This is a genomic window from Glaciecola sp. HA4-3, from assembly GCF_055693685.1.
Map to the genome: position 1 here is coordinate 2835758 of NZ_CM146340.1, position 18109 is coordinate 2853866.

At 39.5% G+C, this 18109-nt stretch carries 16 protein-coding genes and 3 pseudogenes; 9 read left to right on the plus strand and 10 right to left on the minus strand.

What is annotated here, in order from left to right:
- The first annotated feature begins 46 nt into the window (after positions 1-46).
- The 7 genes from ACZ1G6_RS13630 (at position 47) to ACZ1G6_RS13660 (ending at position 6793) form a co-directional block, all read left to right on the plus strand.
- Positions 47-289 carry a DUF6489 family protein gene (locus tag ACZ1G6_RS13630; RefSeq protein ID WP_472616778.1) on the plus strand — a complete coding sequence of 81 codons (243 nt, stop codon included), beginning with the start codon at positions 47-49 and terminating at the stop codon, positions 287-289.
- Between the two features lie 56 nt (positions 290-345).
- Positions 346-2124 (plus strand): PHA/PHB synthase family protein, encoded by a 1779-nt coding sequence (locus ACZ1G6_RS13635; RefSeq protein WP_472616779.1) that lies wholly within the window; start codon positions 346-348, stop codon positions 2122-2124.
- Between the two features lie 111 nt (positions 2125-2235).
- A complete protein-coding gene (gene phaR, locus ACZ1G6_RS13640) occupies positions 2236-2664 on the plus strand; it encodes a polyhydroxyalkanoate synthesis repressor PhaR (RefSeq protein WP_472616780.1) in 429 nt (142 codons plus the stop codon).
- Positions 2665-2880: 216 nt separating this feature from the next.
- Positions 2881-3633 (plus strand): phasin family protein, encoded by a 753-nt coding sequence (locus ACZ1G6_RS13645; protein WP_472616781.1) that lies wholly within the window; start codon positions 2881-2883, stop codon positions 3631-3633.
- A 37-nt stretch (positions 3634-3670) separates the two neighbouring features.
- The gene (locus ACZ1G6_RS13650; RefSeq protein WP_472616782.1) at positions 3671-4021 is read left to right on the plus strand and encodes a phasin family protein; all 351 of its coding nucleotides are present in this window, start codon (positions 3671-3673) and stop codon (positions 4019-4021) included.
- Between the two features lie 183 nt (positions 4022-4204).
- Positions 4205-5428, plus strand: a complete 1224-nt coding sequence (locus tag ACZ1G6_RS13655; RefSeq protein WP_472616783.1) for a polyhydroxyalkanoate depolymerase — start codon at positions 4205-4207, stop codon at positions 5426-5428.
- An 81-nt stretch (positions 5429-5509) separates the two neighbouring features.
- Entirely contained in the window at positions 5510-6793 is a 1284-nt protein-coding gene (locus ACZ1G6_RS13660; protein WP_472616784.1) for a lytic murein transglycosylase, read from the plus strand.
- Between the two features lie 89 nt (positions 6794-6882).
- Here the strand turns inward: ACZ1G6_RS13660 and ACZ1G6_RS13665 are convergent, their stop codons facing one another.
- The 3 genes from ACZ1G6_RS13665 to ACZ1G6_RS13675 all read right to left on the minus strand — a co-directional run bounded on the left by ACZ1G6_RS13665 (position 6883) and on the right by ACZ1G6_RS13675 (position 8000).
- Positions 6883-7056 carry an SDR family oxidoreductase gene (locus ACZ1G6_RS13665; protein WP_472616785.1) on the minus strand — a complete coding sequence of 58 codons (174 nt, stop codon included), beginning with the start codon at positions 7054-7056 and terminating at the stop codon, positions 6883-6885.
- A gap of 7 nt (positions 7057-7063) precedes the next feature.
- On the minus strand, positions 7064-7606 hold the full coding sequence (locus tag ACZ1G6_RS13670; protein WP_472616786.1) for an SDR family NAD(P)-dependent oxidoreductase: 543 nt from the start codon (positions 7604-7606) through the stop codon (positions 7064-7066).
- 220 nt (positions 7607-7826) lie between these two features.
- Positions 7827-8000 (minus strand): hypothetical protein, encoded by a 174-nt coding sequence (locus tag ACZ1G6_RS13675; protein WP_472616787.1) that lies wholly within the window; start codon positions 7998-8000, stop codon positions 7827-7829.
- A gap of 119 nt (positions 8001-8119) precedes the next feature.
- Here ACZ1G6_RS13675 and purU point away from each other — a divergent pair.
- Positions 8120-8969: pseudogene (gene purU / locus ACZ1G6_RS13680) on the plus strand (formyltetrahydrofolate deformylase).
- A gap of 7 nt (positions 8970-8976) precedes the next feature.
- Here the strand turns inward: purU and ACZ1G6_RS13685 are convergent.
- On the minus strand, positions 8977-9753 hold the full coding sequence (locus ACZ1G6_RS13685) for an EAL domain-containing protein (protein WP_472616788.1): 777 nt from the start codon (positions 9751-9753) through the stop codon (positions 8977-8979).
- A gap of 150 nt (positions 9754-9903) precedes the next feature.
- Complete coding sequence (locus ACZ1G6_RS13690) at positions 9904-10503, minus strand: CSS-motif domain-containing protein (protein WP_472616789.1); 600 nt, start codon at positions 10501-10503, stop codon at positions 9904-9906.
- Positions 10504-10651: 148 nt separating this feature from the next.
- On the opposite strand from ACZ1G6_RS13690, the pseudogene ACZ1G6_RS13695 reads away from it, so the two are divergent.
- Positions 10652-12838: pseudogene (locus ACZ1G6_RS13695) on the plus strand (M3 family metallopeptidase).
- A 40-nt stretch (positions 12839-12878) separates the two neighbouring features.
- On the opposite strand, the gene ACZ1G6_RS13700 reads toward ACZ1G6_RS13695, so the two are convergent.
- The 5 genes and pseudogenes from ACZ1G6_RS13700 to ACZ1G6_RS13720 form a co-directional block, all read right to left on the minus strand.
- A complete protein-coding gene (locus ACZ1G6_RS13700; protein ID WP_472616790.1) occupies positions 12879-13949 on the minus strand; it encodes a hypothetical protein in 1071 nt (356 codons plus the stop codon).
- 111 nt (positions 13950-14060) lie between these two features.
- A complete protein-coding gene (locus ACZ1G6_RS13705) occupies positions 14061-14720 on the minus strand; it encodes a 3-deoxy-D-manno-octulosonic acid transferase (RefSeq protein WP_472616791.1) in 660 nt (219 codons plus the stop codon).
- A pseudogene (locus ACZ1G6_RS13710) lies at positions 14721-15185 on the minus strand (glycosyltransferase N-terminal domain-containing protein); the annotation flags it as partial.
- A 209-nt stretch (positions 15186-15394) separates the two neighbouring features.
- On the minus strand, positions 15395-17710 hold the full coding sequence (locus ACZ1G6_RS13715) for an ATP-binding protein (protein WP_472616792.1): 2316 nt from the start codon (positions 17708-17710) through the stop codon (positions 15395-15397).
- 43 nt (positions 17711-17753) lie between these two features.
- Positions 17754-18095: a PAS domain-containing protein gene (locus ACZ1G6_RS13720; RefSeq protein WP_472616793.1), complete on the minus strand. Its 342-nt coding sequence runs from the start codon at positions 18093-18095 to the stop codon at positions 17754-17756.
- Between the last annotated feature and the right edge of the window lie 14 nt (positions 18096-18109).

Sequence of the window (18109 nt, forward strand, 5' to 3'; positions counted from 1 at the left end):
AACTATGTTGGTATTTCATTATTTCGCCACACAAAAAGGGTAGCGTATGAAAGTAACAATCGAAATAGATCTTTCGCCAAGCGAAGCACGCGAAATATTTGGATTACCAGATTTTAGCGATTTACACACTTCAATTACAGATGACATGCTCGAAAAGTGTAAAAAAGATCCAAGTGCGGCGTTTGAAACATTTATTAAACCTACTATGGAGCAAGGTGTATCAGGTTTTGCCGCGTACCAAAATTTAATGGCTAATTTTTTAAAAGCCGGCAATAAAGGCAAAGATTAACATCATTATAGTGAGCCTTTACTAAATGATTACAAACTATATTTAAGGAAATTGATATGGGCACTGAAGAAAGTAAAGTACTTGAGTATATTGAACAGTATTCAAAAATATTTAATTCTGTCGCTGAAGATATTGTTAAGCGTGCCAGTATTGGAGACCAACAACCTAGCCCAATGCTTGGTGACTTAGAGAAACTTCAAAAACTATTATCTGGCGATACAAAAATTGATCCCAGCAAGCTTTTCAATCAGCAAATACAATATATGCAAAAGCAAAGTGAGCTATGGCAAAAGGCTTCTCAAGCGCTGATGGGTCAAAAGGTAGATGCCTCCCACGACACAAATAAACGTAAAGACAGACGCTTCAGTCACCAAGATTGGGAACAAAACCCTGTCTTCAATTACATTAAAGAGTCTTATCTTATTAATGTTGATATGATTACCAATATGGTCGATGCGGTAGAATTTAGTAGTGAAAAAGAGGCTGAGCAAGCCAAGTTTTTTACGCGCCAATATGTCAATTCTTTATCTCCTACCAATTTTGTTCTAACGAATCCCGAAGTTTGTGAAGAAATATTAAAAACTGAAGGCCAAAGTATCTTAAAAGGCATGCAAGCATATCTAGAGGATTTAGAACAAAGCCCTTTAGAAGCATTCAAAATGCGCCAAAGTGATGCTAAAGCATTTACACTGGGGGAAAATCTTGCCAATACGCTTGGAAAAGTGGTGTATAGAAACGAATTAATTGAAGTGTTGCATTATGATGCTCGCGAAAAAACCTGCCATCAAATACCAGTATTAATTACCCCTCCTTTTATCAACAAATACTACGTTATGGATCTTGATGAAAAAAAATCGATGGTAGGAGGCTTACTTGATAGTGGTTATAACGTATTTATGATTTCTTGGGTCAATCCTGAGTCTGAGTTGGCTGATCAAGACCTGTTCGACTATATGCACAAAGGACCTATTGCCGCGATTGATGTGGTTAAAGAAATTACAGGTAAAGATAAAGTCAATCTAACGGGGTTTTGTGTTGGCGGTACTTTAAGTTCACTGACCACCGCCTATTTAAGAGGCAAAGGTGATAGCAGTGTAAACTCGCTTACTTTATTAACTACCTTGCTTGATTTCAGTCAACCCGGCGAAGTCATTAATTACTTATCTGAAGATATGCTAGGGATGATTGAGCAAAACGCTGAAATCAAAGGGGTATTTGACGGCCGTATTATTGCAATGAGTTTCAGTTTGTTGCGTGAGAATAGTCTGTTTTGGTCATTCTTTGTCGACAACTACTTAAAAGGTAAAGATCCAGCACCTTTTGACATTCTTTATTGGAATAGTGATTCAACCAACATTCCCGCTGCATGCTTCAAGCAATATCTTAGATTGACGTATTGGGAGAATAAGTTACGTGAACCTGGTGCTATTGAGATTGATGGTGTCAGTATTGACCTAGCCAATATTGATGTCCCTACTTATTTCTTATCGACTATTGCAGATCATATTGTCCTTTGGCAAGGCGCTTATGAAGGCACTAAGCTTATTTCTGGCCCATCGCGTTTTGTCTTAGCAGGTTCTGGTCACATTGCCGGTGTGATCAATCCAACTAAAGGTGGCAAGTATCCACATTGGACAAATGATGATGTACCCGCGACCGCCGAACAGTGGATAGTGAATGCTAAAGAACAAGAAGGTTCATGGTGGGTCGACTGGCATAATTGGCTAAAACCTCAATCAGGCAAACGCACTAAGCCACCGGTTCCAGGCGCTTATGAGAACCTACCTGCGCTTGGCGACGCACCGGGTGAATATGTTCTACGGCGCTTAGAATAAACCATTGTCAAAGCGGCTAATGCTTGCTAATGATAAAACATGGATGTTTTTACGACTAAATTAAGTTAGGCTAAAAGGCCTAACGAAGCTGTTCTTTAAGGCGTAGATTTCTTGATAACAATAAAAAAATACCCAAACCGACGTCTGTATGATACTGAAAACAGTAAATACGTGAACTTAAGTTATATTAAAACTCTGATCAATCAACATAGTGAATTTAAAATTGTTGATTCAAAGAGTGGTAATGACCTCACTAAAAGCGTGCTTTTACAGATTATTACGGAATCTGAGGGGGATGAACACCAATCATTGTTAACCGATGTATTACTCAAGCAATTAATCCGTTTTTACGATTCAGACATGGAAGTATATGTACGTCAATATCTTGAGCAAAGCATCGTGCAATTTATGTCACAGCAAGAAAAGATGCAAGGCTTGATGAAAAATGTTGTAGACAACTCTCCTATGGGTATTTTTAGTAAAATCATGGAACAAAATATGAATACATGGTCTTACGACAAAGGTCGAAACAAAAAATAAAACAATTAAAATCAATGCTTTAACTTCTCATTATTGACTAAAATCAAAAAAATGTTGCACCGCAACAAAATTTCTCTTGATCTTATCCTAAAAACGATTATTATTTGAACATATTAGATGTTGCAGCGCAGCAATTAGCGAAAACAATAACGACTCACAACTCGCTACGCGTAAGCCTTCGAACAAAGATTTATATCATATATTGAGGATAAGAATATGTTTGGCAAGTTTTCAGAGCAAATGAAAAAATCGGCACAACCTGTCGCGAGTCTTTTCGAAATGAATGCGAAAACACTTGAACTCGTATCAAAACAACAAACAGCACTTTTTTCTGGTGTTATCTCTGATAGCAAAAAACTAGTTGAAAACCTATCTTCTCAAGAGGAGTTGAAAGGTGTACTTGCAGCGCAATCAGTTTATGCCGAATCTCTTAGAGAGCGAGTAACAAGTGCATCTAAACTGACTTATTCGGAATTAAACGGTATTCGAGCTGAAATGACTGATTTAATAAAAGACAGTTTAGAAAAAGTGAGCAGTGAAACAAAGAGTGCTTTTGATAAAGCTCAAGAGAGTGTTGTAGCGGGTACGCCACTTGTTGTTACACCAGTCAAAGCTAAACCGGCTGCGAAACCGGCAGCAAAGAAAACAGCGAGCAAAAAACCTGCTGCGAAAAAACCTGTTACTAATAAAACAGCAACTAAAAAGCCTGTCGCAAATGCTGAGACCAAAGCAACACCAAAGGCAACGCCAAAAGCTACTGCTAAACCAAGCGCGAAAAAAACGCCGGCCAAAAAAGCAACACCAGCCAAGCCTAGCGCTGAGAAATTAGTTGCTCAAAAAGCGGCACCTAAAGCGCCAGTAAAAAAACAAACGATTAAAACAGAAAGCGACGTTAACGCCGCCAAAAAGACAAGCGCTGCGAAATCCGTAGCAAAACTTTCACCTGCAGACGTAAAAGCTGCTGAGTAATCATTAATTTAAAACCGATACCCTAATGGAGAACATTATGTTTGATAAAGTAAACGACCAATTTAAAGAGTCATTAAAGCCAGTAACTGAGTTAGCAACTCTTAATATGAACACCTTGCAAGAATTAGCGGAAAAGCAGAACGCTTTATTCACTACGCTTTTAACAAACGGTGTATCATTTGCTGAAACTGCAGGCCAACAAAAAGATGTTACTAGCCTTGCTGAAGCACAAAAAGCCTATTTAGAAACACTTCAAGAGACCATTACTGAGTCTGCAAAAGACACTTATACCTTGGTATCTGAAGCACAACAAAAAGCAGGCGCGATGCTCAAAGACATGAGTGAAGAATTGTCTTCTAAAATAACTGAAGCAACTGCCGCTAAATAGTCTGTTAGATGTCAAATGACATCAATTTAATAGAAGACTAATTTGAGTAGTGTTACATTACTTAATCTGACTCCAATCACAAGCAGTAGAGAAATCTCTTAGCAATATGTGGTTGGAGTTTTTTAGTCTATAGAAATCGAATGTTTAACGTAGAAAGTGTAGATAACACAACAGGGGCAAACCATGCATTATCAGACCTATGATTATTTAGCTCGCACGGGCCAAATGATGAATGAAGGACTTAGTATCGTTAACGATATGGTAACTCACCCTTCAAATCCTTGGTCATACACTTGGACAGGACGTCTAGCCAATGCCTCGTTAGAAACCGCAATGCGTCTCACTAGACGATATGACAAGCTAGGCTTTGAAATTGATCAGGTTGAGGCCGCTGACGGCTCTGGTACTTATAAAGTGGAAGAAAAAGTCGTACTTGCCAAACCTTTTTGTGAATTAGTCCATTTTGACCTGATTGGTCATACAGACAAATCTAAAGTGTTATTAGTTGCTCCCCTATCAGGACACCATGCGACCTTGTTAAAAGGAACGGTTGAGGCGCTTATCCCTCGCCATGAAGTATATATTACCGATTGGGCTGACGCACGGGAAGTCCCCTTGGATGCTGGGCCATTTTCATTTGACTGTTATGTATCTTATTTAATAGATTTTATAAACTTTCTAGGTGAAGACACGCACGTAATTGCAATATGTCAGCCCACTGTTCAAGCATTGATTGCAACTGCGGTAATGGCAAAAGATAAAAATCCAAATACACCTAAGTCTTTAACACTCATGGCAGGTCCATTAGATACCACCAAAAATCCGACTAGAGTGAATGAATTTGCACAAACTCGTCCGATGGGATGGTTTAAAAATGTCGCGATTATGGAAGTACCTTCTGGCTATCCAGGCGCTGGCCGCAAAGTCTATCCCGGGTTCATGCAGTTAGGTGGTTTCATTTCAATGAATCAAAAAAATCACATGAAAAAATACGCAGGCTTTTTCCAAAATTTATTGTTTGGCGAACAAGAAGATGCCGATAGATTCAGAGCATTTTATGATGAATACATGGCCGTACTAGACATGCCAGCTGAATTTTACCTAGAAACCATAGAGCGGGTGTTTAAAAATAACGAGATTGCTAATCAAACCATTACCTATCAAGGCGATGCGGTTGATTTTAGTGCTATCGACAATACCGCCCTGTTGACGGTTGAAGGTGCCAACGACGACATCTGTGGTTTAGGACAAACAGAAGCCGCTCAAGATATTTGTGTCAATGTACCTAAAAACATGCGCAAACATCACATACAAGTTGGTGCGGGTCATTACGGCATATTTAGTGGCTCGATGTATCGTAAAAATATTCGGCCCGTTGTTACCGATTTTATTAGTCAATATTTATAATAATTAATTGTACCTGGAACTTAATCTGGGTACAGTTGGACTAAATGAAAACGCCTTAATATCGCCCCCAAGGACGGTCATTTGAATAACGCTAATAGTTTTACGTCACCTATACATAAAAACAATCAACATTCCTTAAAATCAGTCGTTTGCAAGGCTCTCTTGTTTATTAGCTTTGTGATAACACAAACAAGTGTATCTGCCTTTACAAAAAACGATGATGTTGCACAAACTATCGCAAAAAACCAAGCTGGCTTTGCACAGTGTTTACGTGATAAAAAACAAGTTGCGCTTGATAGTGGCGTTAGCAAGGCCATTGCTGATCGTGAATTTCCTCGTATGAATTTTATTCCTCGAGTCATTGAGCTAGACAGGAGCCAACCTGAGTTTATTTCTACTTTCCCCAGTTATTTTTCAAAAAGAGTTAATCAATGGCGAATCGATAGGGGCCGTGAGAAATACGCACAATATAAAGATTTTCTTAAAACGCTGACAAACAAATATGGTGTTCCTGGGCACTATATTATTTCAATTTGGGGCTTAGAGACCAACTATGGTAGCTACAAAGGAAATATGTCCACGCTTGACTCATTGGCAACACTTGCTTGTGATGAAAGACGCAGTAAATTTTTCACTACAGAGCTCATGCTTGCATTGAAATTAATGGAGACCCAAACATTAAGTCGTGAAAACATGCTTGGTTCATGGGCTGGCGCAATGGGGCATACTCAATTTATGCCTACAACCTATACAAATTATGCCATTGACGGCGATGATGATGGTGTCATTGACTTATTTGGAAGTGAAAAAGATGCACTTGCCTCTGCTGCTCATTTTTTATGGAAATTAGGCTGGGAACCAGGACTTCGCTGGGGTCGTGAAGTCATTATTCCACCAGATTTTGACTACAGCTTAGCCAACAGTCCAACTAAAACGCTCATAGAATGGAAATCGCTTGGCATTACAATGCCACAAGGAATTGACTTACCTGACAGTGAAGTAAAAGCTAAACTTCGCGTCCCTGCAGGGCATAGTGGTCCAGCATTTTTAAGCTATCAAAACTTTAATATTATTATGCGATGGAACAATTCTGAGTTTTACGCGATCGCAGTAGGTGAGCTGGCGAATATGATTGCAGGAGGGACAGGCTTAAGTGTTCAGTTACCCGATATTCCTAGTTTTAGCATTGCTGCAATGGCCAATCTACAGCGAAAACTCAATGAACTTGGCTATGATGTTGGAGGCGCTGATGGGATCATGGGTCCTGCTACCCGAGAAGGCATTAGGCGCTATCAATCTGACAATGGACTGGTAGCAGATGGGTTCCCTTCACCTGCGACAATTGATAGCATCATAAGTCATTAGGCTAAAAAGGCCCTTACCTTGGTCTATAATTTTGCAAGTAAGCGCCTTTTCAAACGACATAAACTATGTATTAAGCGTTTAAGATACGCTTAATACATATGTTGACCACCGTTAATTGACAATGTTGAACCTGTAATAAAACTTGATTCGTCATCCACTAAAAATGCAACACTGTTAGCGATATCTTCTGGGCGGCCCAAACGACCAACAGGGATAGTACGAATAATTTTAACAAGTACATCCTCAGGTACAGCTCTTACCATATCAGTATCAACATAGCACTGGGGCTATAGCATTTACCGTAATACCTTTTGCTGCATTTTCTAGTGCAAGTGCCTTAGTGAAGCCATGGATACCTGATTTAGCTGCTGCATAGTTTACTTGGCCATACTGTCCAGCTTGACCATTAACTGAGCCCACGTTAATGATGCGACCAAAGCCTCTTTCACGCATACTCTCGATAACTGCTTTACTAGTATTAAAACACGAAGCCAAATTCGTTTGGATAACTGCATCCCATTTCTCAAAGGACATTCTGTGCATCGTCCCGTCTCGGGTAATACCAGCATTGTTAATTAATATATCTACAGGACCATACTGACTGGCAATATCTGCAATCGCAGTTTGTACGGTTTCAAAATCCGCCACATCAAACTTTGCTGTTGGAATGCCTGTACGGTCAGTAAACGCCTTTGCTGCGTCATCATTACCTGCATAGTTAGCGACAACAGTGTATCCTTTATCTTTAAGCGTTGTGCAAATCGCCTCACCAATACCTCGTGTACCACCTGTTACTAAAGCAACTCTCGACATTTCATTTTTCCTTTATTTATAATTCATACGAATGGATCTTGCATACTAAGAATATGTTATAAAGGTTAAAAGTTTATGACGTAATGAGACTTTAGTAGATTATTTGCACAAATGACGAAAATGAAGCTCAAAAGCTGACCTATATCAACATTGTGACACCCACACTAAAAAAATGTGATACTAAACTCGATAAGATATTTGTTACGAAAAAAGTCAGAATTTATGCAGCAAAAAGGTAAAGCTCAAATTGTTCTGCGCCAGTATGCGATGCGCGCTCAAGGTCATGCATCGACATTCCTGCATTGATCAGTATTTGTCGTGCCGTTGCTTTAGCTTCTGATGTTTGTGTGTCATCACAGTATGTTTGCAATGCTTTTTGGATATAATGATTCATAAACCCCCTAAGACTATAGTCTTATATCGTCTATTTTTTACGCAACTTGATATTGTCAGTTCATAATTTTTTTGATTATTTTTTAAGCGCATGATTTAACAACTAATATTGGAGGTAATGTGCATAATACGTTTAGACTGGTCATTGATTGCCCAGACCAAGTAGGCCTTGTTGCAGCAGTGTCACAGTTTTTGGCGTCTCATCAAGCTAGTATCTTAGAAGCTAGTCATCACACCGATCACCAATTAAAGCGATTTTTCATGCGCCATGAATTTGATGCTGATTCATTCTTGATGACGGTAGACGCATTCAATACACAGTTTGCTGGTATCGCAAAAGAGTTTGAAATGACTCTGGCAATTGACGTATTCAGAACATCGTCAAAAAGTCGCATTATTAGCCAGTAAAGAATCACACTGCTTAAATGATGTTTTACATCGTTGGCATACCGGAGAGTTGGCTTGTGACATTCCCTGTATCATTGCTAATCATCCAGAAATGGAAAAGTTCGCAAAATGGTACAACGTGCCGTTTCACTATATTGATTTTAGTGACAAGAAAAGCGCATTTCATGAGCTTGAGAAACTTCTACTGGATTACGAGGTTGATTTAACGGTTTTAGCTAGATTCATGCAAATCATTCCCTCCTCACTATGCCAAAAAATGGCGGGCCGAATTATTAATATTCACCATAGCTTTTTGCCTTCTTTTGTCGGTGCAAAACCCTATCAACAAGCCTATGACCGCGGGGTAAAGTTAATCGGCGCAACTTGTCACTATGTTACTGACATACTGGACGAAGGGCCAATTATTGAGCAAGAGGTGATGCGGATCTCACATAGTGACAGCAGTGATGATATGGTTAGAAAAGGAAAGCGATGTGAAGTAAGTGCGCTTGCAAATGGCTTACGTTACCACCTAGAGCAACGTGTAATTGTATGTGATAACAAAACCGTTGTCTTTAATTAGGTACACACTACATCGCTTTAGCTTGCTCTTTAACCAAGGCTCCTAACTCCTCTAATGGCATTGGTTTGCCAAAGAAATAACCTTGCCCATATTTAACGCCTTTGTTAACCAACACTTGGCGTTGCTTATCTGTTTCTATCCCTTCAGCAACAGTGGGGACTTTTAATAACGATGCGATACTAACAATTTGCGGGATCACACCTGCTCGGAATGTGCTATTTTCAAGCCCTAAGCAGAAACTTCTATCGATTTTAATGTAGTCAAACGGAATACTCTGCAACTGGCTCAAGTTAGAATAACCTGTACCGAAATCATCAATGGCGATCTCAATACCTAATGCCTTAATTCGTTTGATGACGTCCCTAGCTTCACTGCTTTTAAAAGGTTCATCTTCGGTGACCTCAAAACACAACTGAAAACGTGATTTTAATAGTTGAGCATTTTGGGACAGTTTTGCCCAATTTTCAAAGTTCAGATCATTTGGAAAGATGTTGACATTAACCTTAAACTTATCAGGCAAAGCATTTGACTGTAGTAATTGCCTTAAACTGGCTTTTAAGATAACCGTTGTAAATTCGACCGTTTTCTTCTCGTTTAACATCATTGGGATGAATTCGTCGGGCATCATTTGGCCAAAATTATCCGTAAACCTTGCTAATACTTCACACCCAATTATGTTGCCTGTTTCCAAATCAACAATGGGTTGAAATAAAGGATAATAACTTTTGGTTTTAAGTCCTCTAAGTGCTCTTTGTACATTCGAGTAGTATAACTCGTAAGCCAAGCTGCCAAGCCAATACACCATAATTGAAATAACAACAAATAAGAAGCTGGCTAGAACAAACTGCAAAAACGTAAAATTCGCAAACAAATAATATCGTGTTGCAACGCAATAAGTGACTTGGTCTGAACATAAGGTGTGAGCATTAGCATATCAAGGTGTTTGCTGTGCTTGGTTTTCTAAAAACAACGACTCAGTGCCAAATAAAGGAGCCATTTGATTAGGGTCCTTGTAGACCCATTGCCACTCAAAATCGTCAGTACCACGAGATATTATGTCAATTGGGTCTAATACAACGTGATAGTCTTTCCATTTAACGACAAAGGCCTCGTAAGGCGTTTCAAATAACGCTATATTTTTTTGTAACCAAACTTCATGTGTTGATAAAGCAATTAAATCAGGCTCTCCAAAATCTAGCGGCTCTTGCAATACTCCTAAACTCGTCGTGCAAATTAATTTGTCGTTGTTGTAAAACCCAATCTCTTTAACATAACGATTTCTAAACAAAAACTGATGCATAGTGCGCAATTTACTCTCACTGCATAGCTGTGAATCAATCTCGTTGAGTTGATCTAAATTATCCTTTGTTTCAACTGCCATGTTGATTACTAAGGATAAAAATTGCTTTGCAAAATCTTCTTGAACTTTGTTGGCCGACAACTTAAGTACGAAGACAAACAACACAGTCAGCAAAGACATTACAAGTGCACTAAAGCCACTTGAATATAATGTCTTGGATATTGCTCTTTGCATGCGACAAGCCGTGTTGTTATTCTAAAAATCTAGCATAACGCTTTTAAGTGCCATAGCAATTAATATTTTGAATTACCAAGTGAATAAAGCAATAATGACAAGCTAACTTTATTTACGCTCAACAATAACAATAATATGAGGAAGGATAATGAGAAAACCAATGCTAAGCATCGTTGCTCTTGCAATGATGGCCAATTTGACTGCTTGTGCTGACAAGCCACAAGATTTAAGTCAAAGCGCAGACGAGGCTGTTAGTGACACGCAAGTCACTGAAACGAATATTCTAACGAGTGAGTTTTCAGGGCCATATGGCGGAGTTCCTGCGTTTGATAAAATGGATTTAGCGTTACTAAAAGACGCACTTGAAACCTCCATGGAAAAGTCACTTGCCGAATATCAAGCGATTGCTGACAATCCAGAGCCGCCAACATTTGATAACACTATTGTTGAAATGGAAAGAAACGGTGCTGAACTATCCAGAGTATTTACATACTACGGTATTTGGTCTAGCAATAAATCCAGTGAGGCATTCAGGACGATTCAACGTGAAATGTCACCAAAAATATCGGCTTATCGTTCACAAATAATTCAAAACAAGGCCTTATTTGAACGCGTAAAGGCAGTATATGAAAGTGAAGAAATGGCCAGCCGAACACCAGAAGAACAGCGAATTGCATGGACTCGATATAGCAATTTTGTTCGAAATGGCGCTTTGTTAAATGATGAAGACAAAGCCAGAGTATGCTCAAATCAATCAAACATTGGCAAGTTTATATACAAGCTTTTCAAATAATATCCTCGCCGATGAAGAAAACTACGTGTTGTTTCTAGATGAAAGCCAACTAGACGGTTTACCAGACTCTTTTGTCACAGCTTCTGCCTCAATGGCTGCAAGTAAAGGACAAGAAGGAAAGTATGCAATTACAAACACTCGCTCATCAATGGACCCATTTCTGACCTACTCAACCGACAGAGCACTGCGACAGACGGTCTGGGAAACCTATTATAGCAGAGGCGACAATGGTGATGCCTTTGACAACAATGAAACGATAAAAGAAATTCTTGCACTAAGACATGAGCGCATATCTTTATTAGGATACGACAACTATGCGCAATGGCGACTTGAAGACCGTATGGCCAAAAACCCAGAAAATGCAATGGCATTGATGGAAAAAGTATGGCCTGCTGCTATCGCACGCGTGGAACAAGAAGTCGCGGATATGCAGGCAATTGCTGATCAAGAAGGTGCCAATATTACAATAGCACCTTGGGACTATCGGTTTTATGCTGAGAAAGTGCGCAAGGCCAAATACGACCTTGATTCAGATGAAGTAAAACAATATCTTCAGTTAGACAAATTGCGTGAAGCTATGTTTTATGTTGCTGGACGCTTATTTAACTTTGAATTTACCGCCGTTGAAGAAGGCAAGGTTCCTGTATTTCATCCAGATGTGAAAGTATGGGAAGTGCATGATAAAACAAGCAATAAGTTTATAGGCTTATGGTATTTAGATCCCTTCGCAAGACAAGGTAAACGCTCAGGCGCTTGGGCAACTACTTATCGTTCTTACACAACATTTGATGGTGAAAAAACGGTACTATCTTCAAACAACTCAAATTTCGTGAAAGGAGCAGATGGCGAACCAACACTTATTTCTTGGGATGACGCCGAAACGTATTTTCATGAATTTGGACATGCGTTACACTTTTTGGCCGCTGATGTAGAATATCCAACTTCCCACAGTGGTGTGCGCGACTACACTGAGTTTCAGTCACAATTATTAGAACGATGGTTGCTAACTGATGAGGTGATTAATAATTACTTAGTTCATTATAAAACTAATGAACCAATCCCGACTGAATTAGTGACTAAAATCAAACAAGCTTCAACATTTAATGAAGGTTTTAAAACAACCGAATATATGGCCTCGGCGATCATGGATTTGTTGTATCACACAACTGACCCTTCTGAAATCGACCCTGATACATTTGAACGCGAACAACTTACTCGATTAGGTATGCCTGAAGAAGTTGTGATGCGCCATAGAAGCACACACTTTGGCCATGTTTTCTCAGGTGAAGGTTACGCAGCTGCTTATTATGGCTATATGTGGGCAGAAGTCCTGACGTCAGACGCGGCTGAAGCATTTGCTGATGCTCCAGGGGGTTCTATGACAAAGAGCTTGGTGAAAAGCTAGTCAAATACTTGTTTGCCGTGCGAAATGCGATGGACCCAAGTGAAGCTTATCGACTATTTAGAGGCAGAGATGCGCAAGTCGAAGCCTTAATGAGAGATAGAGGCTTTCCAGTCGAATCGAGCACTTCACAAGACTAATACAAAAATACTCTTAATCATAAAAAGGCTTAGTACTTAACTAGGCCTTTTTTATTAGCTGCTCAATTGTATTTTGTACCAGCTGAGCTTCTGAGCGTGCATTTAAACGCTCCGCTATTAAACACTTGTTGGACTGATGATCGCAGGCGTAAAGCTTATAAAAAACAGTTGTTTTGTCACCAGTACTTATCGTGGCAGTTTGTTTTAATGTAAATTGGTTAAAATCAGTGATGTTCATTGTTTTGGTGACAAAACTAATACCAAAATATATTCGCTGAGACTTTATCGTGCTCTCATCAATGGTGATCAAAAGTGATTTAGCCAAATATGATAGGCCCAGCATGATGCCAGCTACACCAATAAGAGGGAACACGATTGGGAAGATTAGTGGCGCACCGTTCATCCCCACCCCAATACCTGCGGCAGTAAATATACCACCAAAAAGAACTAACATGATCCCTTTTGAAGGGCGCTTGAACGCGGGAAAGTAAATAGTGGTTCGCCCAGCTTCTTTATGTAAGTTAGCGATTGTGGACAACTCGTCACCTGCATTGCGTGTTGTTGCTGTAAACTCTTGGGTGCTGTTGCGCAAATATCGTGATTGCTTGTGAGTCTTAAAAACGGGGATTTCATATATTCTATTTATTTTGTCGTTAACGTTAATTTCGACACGCCATAATATCCAGGATCGTTTTTTCACCATATCACTGGGCGGCAAATTATCATCAACATCAAATCTAAAACTAATTTTAGTTCCCTTAGCACTTGCCTTTAAATGACACACACCATCATTTTCCCACTTTATATCCTCTGAATGCCTTGAATTATCATTACTATTGGTAAACGTTGTTTTTACGCACAACAGTTTCACTTTCACAGTCATATCAGACGAATACGGTATTTTACAATCAATAGAGCCGCCGACATGTCCTCCGACTGAACTAGGAAAAGGGTCTAAATTTAATGGCATAGGCCCAATTTTCTTCCACTGATAGCACTCTTTGCAAGTCATGTATCCAATAGCGATTAATGTAAGCGGAAATAACAACATTAGGTAAACAAATGGTTCTTCATTTGCCTCTTTTAGCAATTCATCTTTTTGGGTAAACAATCCATAACAAATTGCCGTCCAGATCAAAAAAATACAAACGATACGATAGCCTTTAATTTTGAAAACGAAACAATCTGATTATTCGCCCACGCCTTTTTTTGCATCCATGGTTCATTCTTCACGTAATAATCCCTTTACTTCCTTATACGTCGCATCTACTGCGCCGGCATTATCTAATAAAACTTGAAGTCCTGCTTTTCCCTGTTGATTTGCTAATACTGGGTTCTCTAGGTAGCGACTCACTTGTTCAATCAACGCGACTTGATCATCTACAATGTTGAGTGCCTGTTGTTGTGCAAGCAATTCACAAATATTTGGATTATTGAATATGCTAGGTCCCATAATAATAGGCTTTGCATAAAGAGCAGCCTCAAGTGCATTGTGGCCGCCTTTAGGCACAAAACTGCCTCCAATAAATGCTATATCGCAAAAGCTATAACAAGCTTTTAATAAGCCCATTGCATCGATCAATACTATGTCACAGCTTTCTTTTGTCGGTTTTTGTGTTGTGCTGTAACGAAGCACATTATATTCACTGGCGTTTAGTAGCTGGAATACTTCTTCGAAACGATGTGGATGGCGAGGAACAATGATCAATTTAATATCCGGATAGGATGCTCTTAAGCTCGTGTAGGCATCTAGCAGGCGTTTTTCTTCGCCTTCGTGAGTAGACGCCCCAAGCAGTATTTGTTGTTTTTGAAGCCGAAATTGGCGAATGATGCTTTTACCAAGATCTCTATCATGAGCTTGCTCTGCTAAATCAAATTTCATGTTCTTGCTAAGAACAAGTTGTTGCTTGTATATGCCCAATTTCAAAAAATTCTGAAAGGATTCAGTGCTCTGAGCACAGATGACACTAAATTGGCGCAGACTAGGTCGAAAAAGCCAAGTTAATTTTTGGTAGCTTTTTAGAGAAACTGATGTCATGCGCCCATTTACCAAGGCACTGTGTTTGTTATTCGCCCATAGGTAATGCAGCATGTTAGGCCATATTTCAACTTCTGTTACCAACACCAACACAGGGTCGATTTTCTCGTAGAATTTTTTGAAACACCACGGTAAATCAAGAGGCAAATAACTATGCTGAACAGATTCTTTAAAAAGATTGTATGCGTGTACCGCACCGGTTGTAGATGAAGTCGTTAGTGTAATAGGAAGCTCAGTATCATCAATAAGCTTATGAATTAATCCGGACGCCGCATTTAGTTCACCTACAGAGACACAATGTATATGAATTCCCCCTTTCTTGAAGTCACCTTAGTAACACACCAAATCGTTCGCCGAATCGTCTTTGCTTAAGCGCCATTTCGCCGGTTTTCATTTTTTTACGAAAAACAAATACCAACAATGGAAGCAACAGAACTAAGAGCAAGGTGTAACAATATCTAACGCAATAATGAGCAAACGACGGGGACAAATGAGGTGAATTATGTTGCATCAAATACTCAAAAGTTTCGAGCGATCGTTTGAATTAATTCAGATGAGCTAAATGGCTTTATTAAGACATCATTCATACCTGCCTCAAAGCACTTTTGAACGTCACCTTCAAAGCCATGAGCTGTTGCAGCTAAAATTCTAATTCCTTTTATTTGCTCTACGGTATGTTGCCTTATCAATTTTGTTGCCTCAAAACCATCCAGTACAGGCATTTGACAGTCCATGATAACCAAATCAAAGTACTCTTGATTATACATGGCTTCCTCAAGCTTACTGAGCAAGGCTTTGCCATTATCAACCACCTTAACTTGCGCACCTGTTTCTTCGAGCATTTGCGTAAATATCATTTGATTGATTGTATTGTCTTCTGCAATGATGATTCGCCTAGCCGATAAATCCAAAGACACCGCTCGTTGGTTTTGTTCATACCACTTTATTAATACATGCAATTGCCACAAACAGAGCTCTTCAGGAGTGTGGTTTTCACCTTCAGGGTTCAAGGGTAACAAAACACTGTTTTCAAAGCGTGTGTTTTCTTTTGATAACAAATCTGTATTAACAACAAGTGTTTGGTGAGGACTTTTTACACGGCATATTGATGCAATGAATGTCTCAAGGAGACTTTCATCGGCCACAGCACAAATAACTATTAAGCCCCATTGTGTATCACTTTTAATGGCATTGATAAGCTCAGAAATATTTACAATAGGTTTAATTTTAAGTCTATATTCATTTGCAACAGCACTCCATTGTGAAATTGCATCTTCGTCTTTTAGCAATACCAGCGTATTGGGTAGTGTCACTTTTTCTTGTGTTAAAATTGTATCACTTGGCTTATCACTTAAAGGGATTTCGAACGTAAATTCACTCCCTTTACCATAAACACTTTGAACCGAAATATTCCCGCCCATCAACTCCACAAGTTGCTTTGAAATACTCAAGCCCAAACCTGTGCCTTGATGCACACGACTGTATGAAGTGTCGACCTGTTGGAACTCGGTAAAAAGCTTATCAATATCGTGTTTCTTTATACCTATTCCGGTATCTTTGAGCGAAAATAAAAGGGTATTATCTGAAGTTAGATTCACCGATAGTGTAATACTGCCTTTGTTGGTAAATTTGACGGCGTTAGAACATAAGTTATTAATGATTTGAGCGAGCCTTTCTGCATCCTCGTATAGCACTTGCGGAACACTATCGTCAATATCGTAAATAAATTCGCACCCTTTACTTTGGGTTGCTAGCTCATGGATCTGCGTTTTATCTTGTAGCAATTGACGTATATCAAATGTGCGCTTGTGCAGTTGGAAACTACCTGAATCAAATTTGGCAAAATCCAGTACCTGATTGACAAGCGATAATAAACTAGTGGCACTGTGGCTAATCGCTTCAATGTATTGCCCTTGTGAGCTATCGATATCCGTTTTACTGAGCAATTCAGACGCGCCAAGTATGCCGCTAATGGGAGTTCTGAGCTCATGGCTCATATTAGCCAAAAAGCTACTTTTTACTTTTATAGCTTGTTCGGCATCAATTGCCGCTTGCCGCATATATGTGATGTCTTGAAAGGCACCTTTTAACACTGTCGGTTTGCCATCGTAAAAATCAGCATAACCAACGGCTCGTACCCAGATATTTCGCTTACGCTCTGTAATAAAAGGAAGCTCTAAGTCAAAAGGCTCTCCGGTCGTTATACAGCGCTCTACCGCTTCTTCAATTATAGGACGAGCGGAGCTTGCGTAGTACTCAATTGCTTTTTCAACCGTGATGCTTTGATGAGATGGTAAGTCATGTATCTTATATACTTCTTCTGACCAATTGAGCTCATTGGTTTCGATATTTAGCGTATAGAAGCCTAAGTTAGCAATGCGCGCCGTTGTTTCTAACAACTCATTGTTTTCTCGCATTTGCATTTCAAGCTTGCGTCGGTGTGTTACATCTTTAGCGGTAAAGACAAAACCTTGTAACTCGTCATATTCGAACACGGGCTGCAGACTAATATCAGCATTAACTTTTGGGCTTTTTTGATAACTTAGATGTAACTCCCCTGAAAACGATTTCCCGGCGCTAAGTGCATGCTTTAGAGACTTCACATGCTTTTTAGTCGATGTCGGCGCCACTATTTCTTCAATAAACAAGGATATAAGCTTTGCCGGCTTAGTTTGCAAGAGATTCTTGGCAGTATTGTTTACCCAAGTTATTTTATGATTTACATCAAGTAGCATCACGCCATCGTTACTGTCTTGCGCCACTTGCAATAAACGTTTGTTTTCGTCAATTTTTCGCTCAAGACTTGTACGACTTCGCTTTAAAGAGTTGTTCACTTCATTGAGCTTCGCTGCAGGCGACACAGTCGCTAAAACATGCTCAACACCGTTGTAATCTAAAAAGCGAAGTCCAACACTGACATAAATGGTGGAGCCATCTTTGTGCAGACCAAGGCAGTGAATCTCCGCCGGCCATCAAACGTTCGTTTCCTCGTCTTAAAAAATCGACGAAGTGGACATTATGCGTTTCATGGTAGTTAATATTAATTAAGCGATTAAGATGGGCACCTTCAAGTTCAACTGCCGTGTAACCGAATACTTCGTTTACGGCATCGTTAACATAGATGATTTTGCCGCTTTTACTGACTAATAAAAAACAGCTTGTTGAAGCATTGATTAAGGCCTCAAGCATTTGCCCCTTTTTTGAGATTTCAAGACTCAATGTACATTACCTTG

What these genes read in the sequence shown, in the direction of transcription:
- ACZ1G6_RS13665 (WP_472616785.1), bottom strand. Translation starts at nt 7,056, where the DNA reads ATGGTAAGAGCTGTACCTGAGGATGTACTTGTTAAAATTATTCGTACT.
- ACZ1G6_RS13655 (WP_472616783.1), top strand. Translation starts at nt 4,205, where the DNA reads ATGCATTATCAGACCTATGATTATTTAGCTCGCACGGGCCAAATGATG.
- ACZ1G6_RS13690 (WP_472616789.1), bottom strand. Translation starts at nt 10,503, where the DNA reads ATGCAAAGAGCAATATCCAAGACATTATATTCAAGTGGCTTTAGTGCA.
- ACZ1G6_RS13650 (WP_472616782.1), top strand. Translation starts at nt 3,671, where the DNA reads ATGTTTGATAAAGTAAACGACCAATTTAAAGAGTCATTAAAGCCAGTA.
- ACZ1G6_RS13645 (WP_472616781.1), top strand. Translation starts at nt 2,881, where the DNA reads ATGTTTGGCAAGTTTTCAGAGCAAATGAAAAAATCGGCACAACCTGTC.
- ACZ1G6_RS13705 (WP_472616791.1), bottom strand. Translation starts at nt 14,720, where the DNA reads ATGAAATTTGATTTAGCAGAGCAAGCTCATGATAGAGATCTTGGTAAA.
- ACZ1G6_RS13635 (WP_472616779.1), top strand. Translation starts at nt 346, where the DNA reads ATGGGCACTGAAGAAAGTAAAGTACTTGAGTATATTGAACAGTATTCA.
- ACZ1G6_RS13675 (WP_472616787.1), bottom strand. Translation starts at nt 8,000, where the DNA reads ATGAATCATTATATCCAAAAAGCATTGCAAACATACTGTGATGACACA.
- ACZ1G6_RS13670 (WP_472616786.1), bottom strand. Translation starts at nt 7,606, where the DNA reads ATGTCGAGAGTTGCTTTAGTAACAGGTGGTACACGAGGTATTGGTGAG.
- ACZ1G6_RS13630 (WP_472616778.1), top strand. Translation starts at nt 47, where the DNA reads ATGAAAGTAACAATCGAAATAGATCTTTCGCCAAGCGAAGCACGCGAA.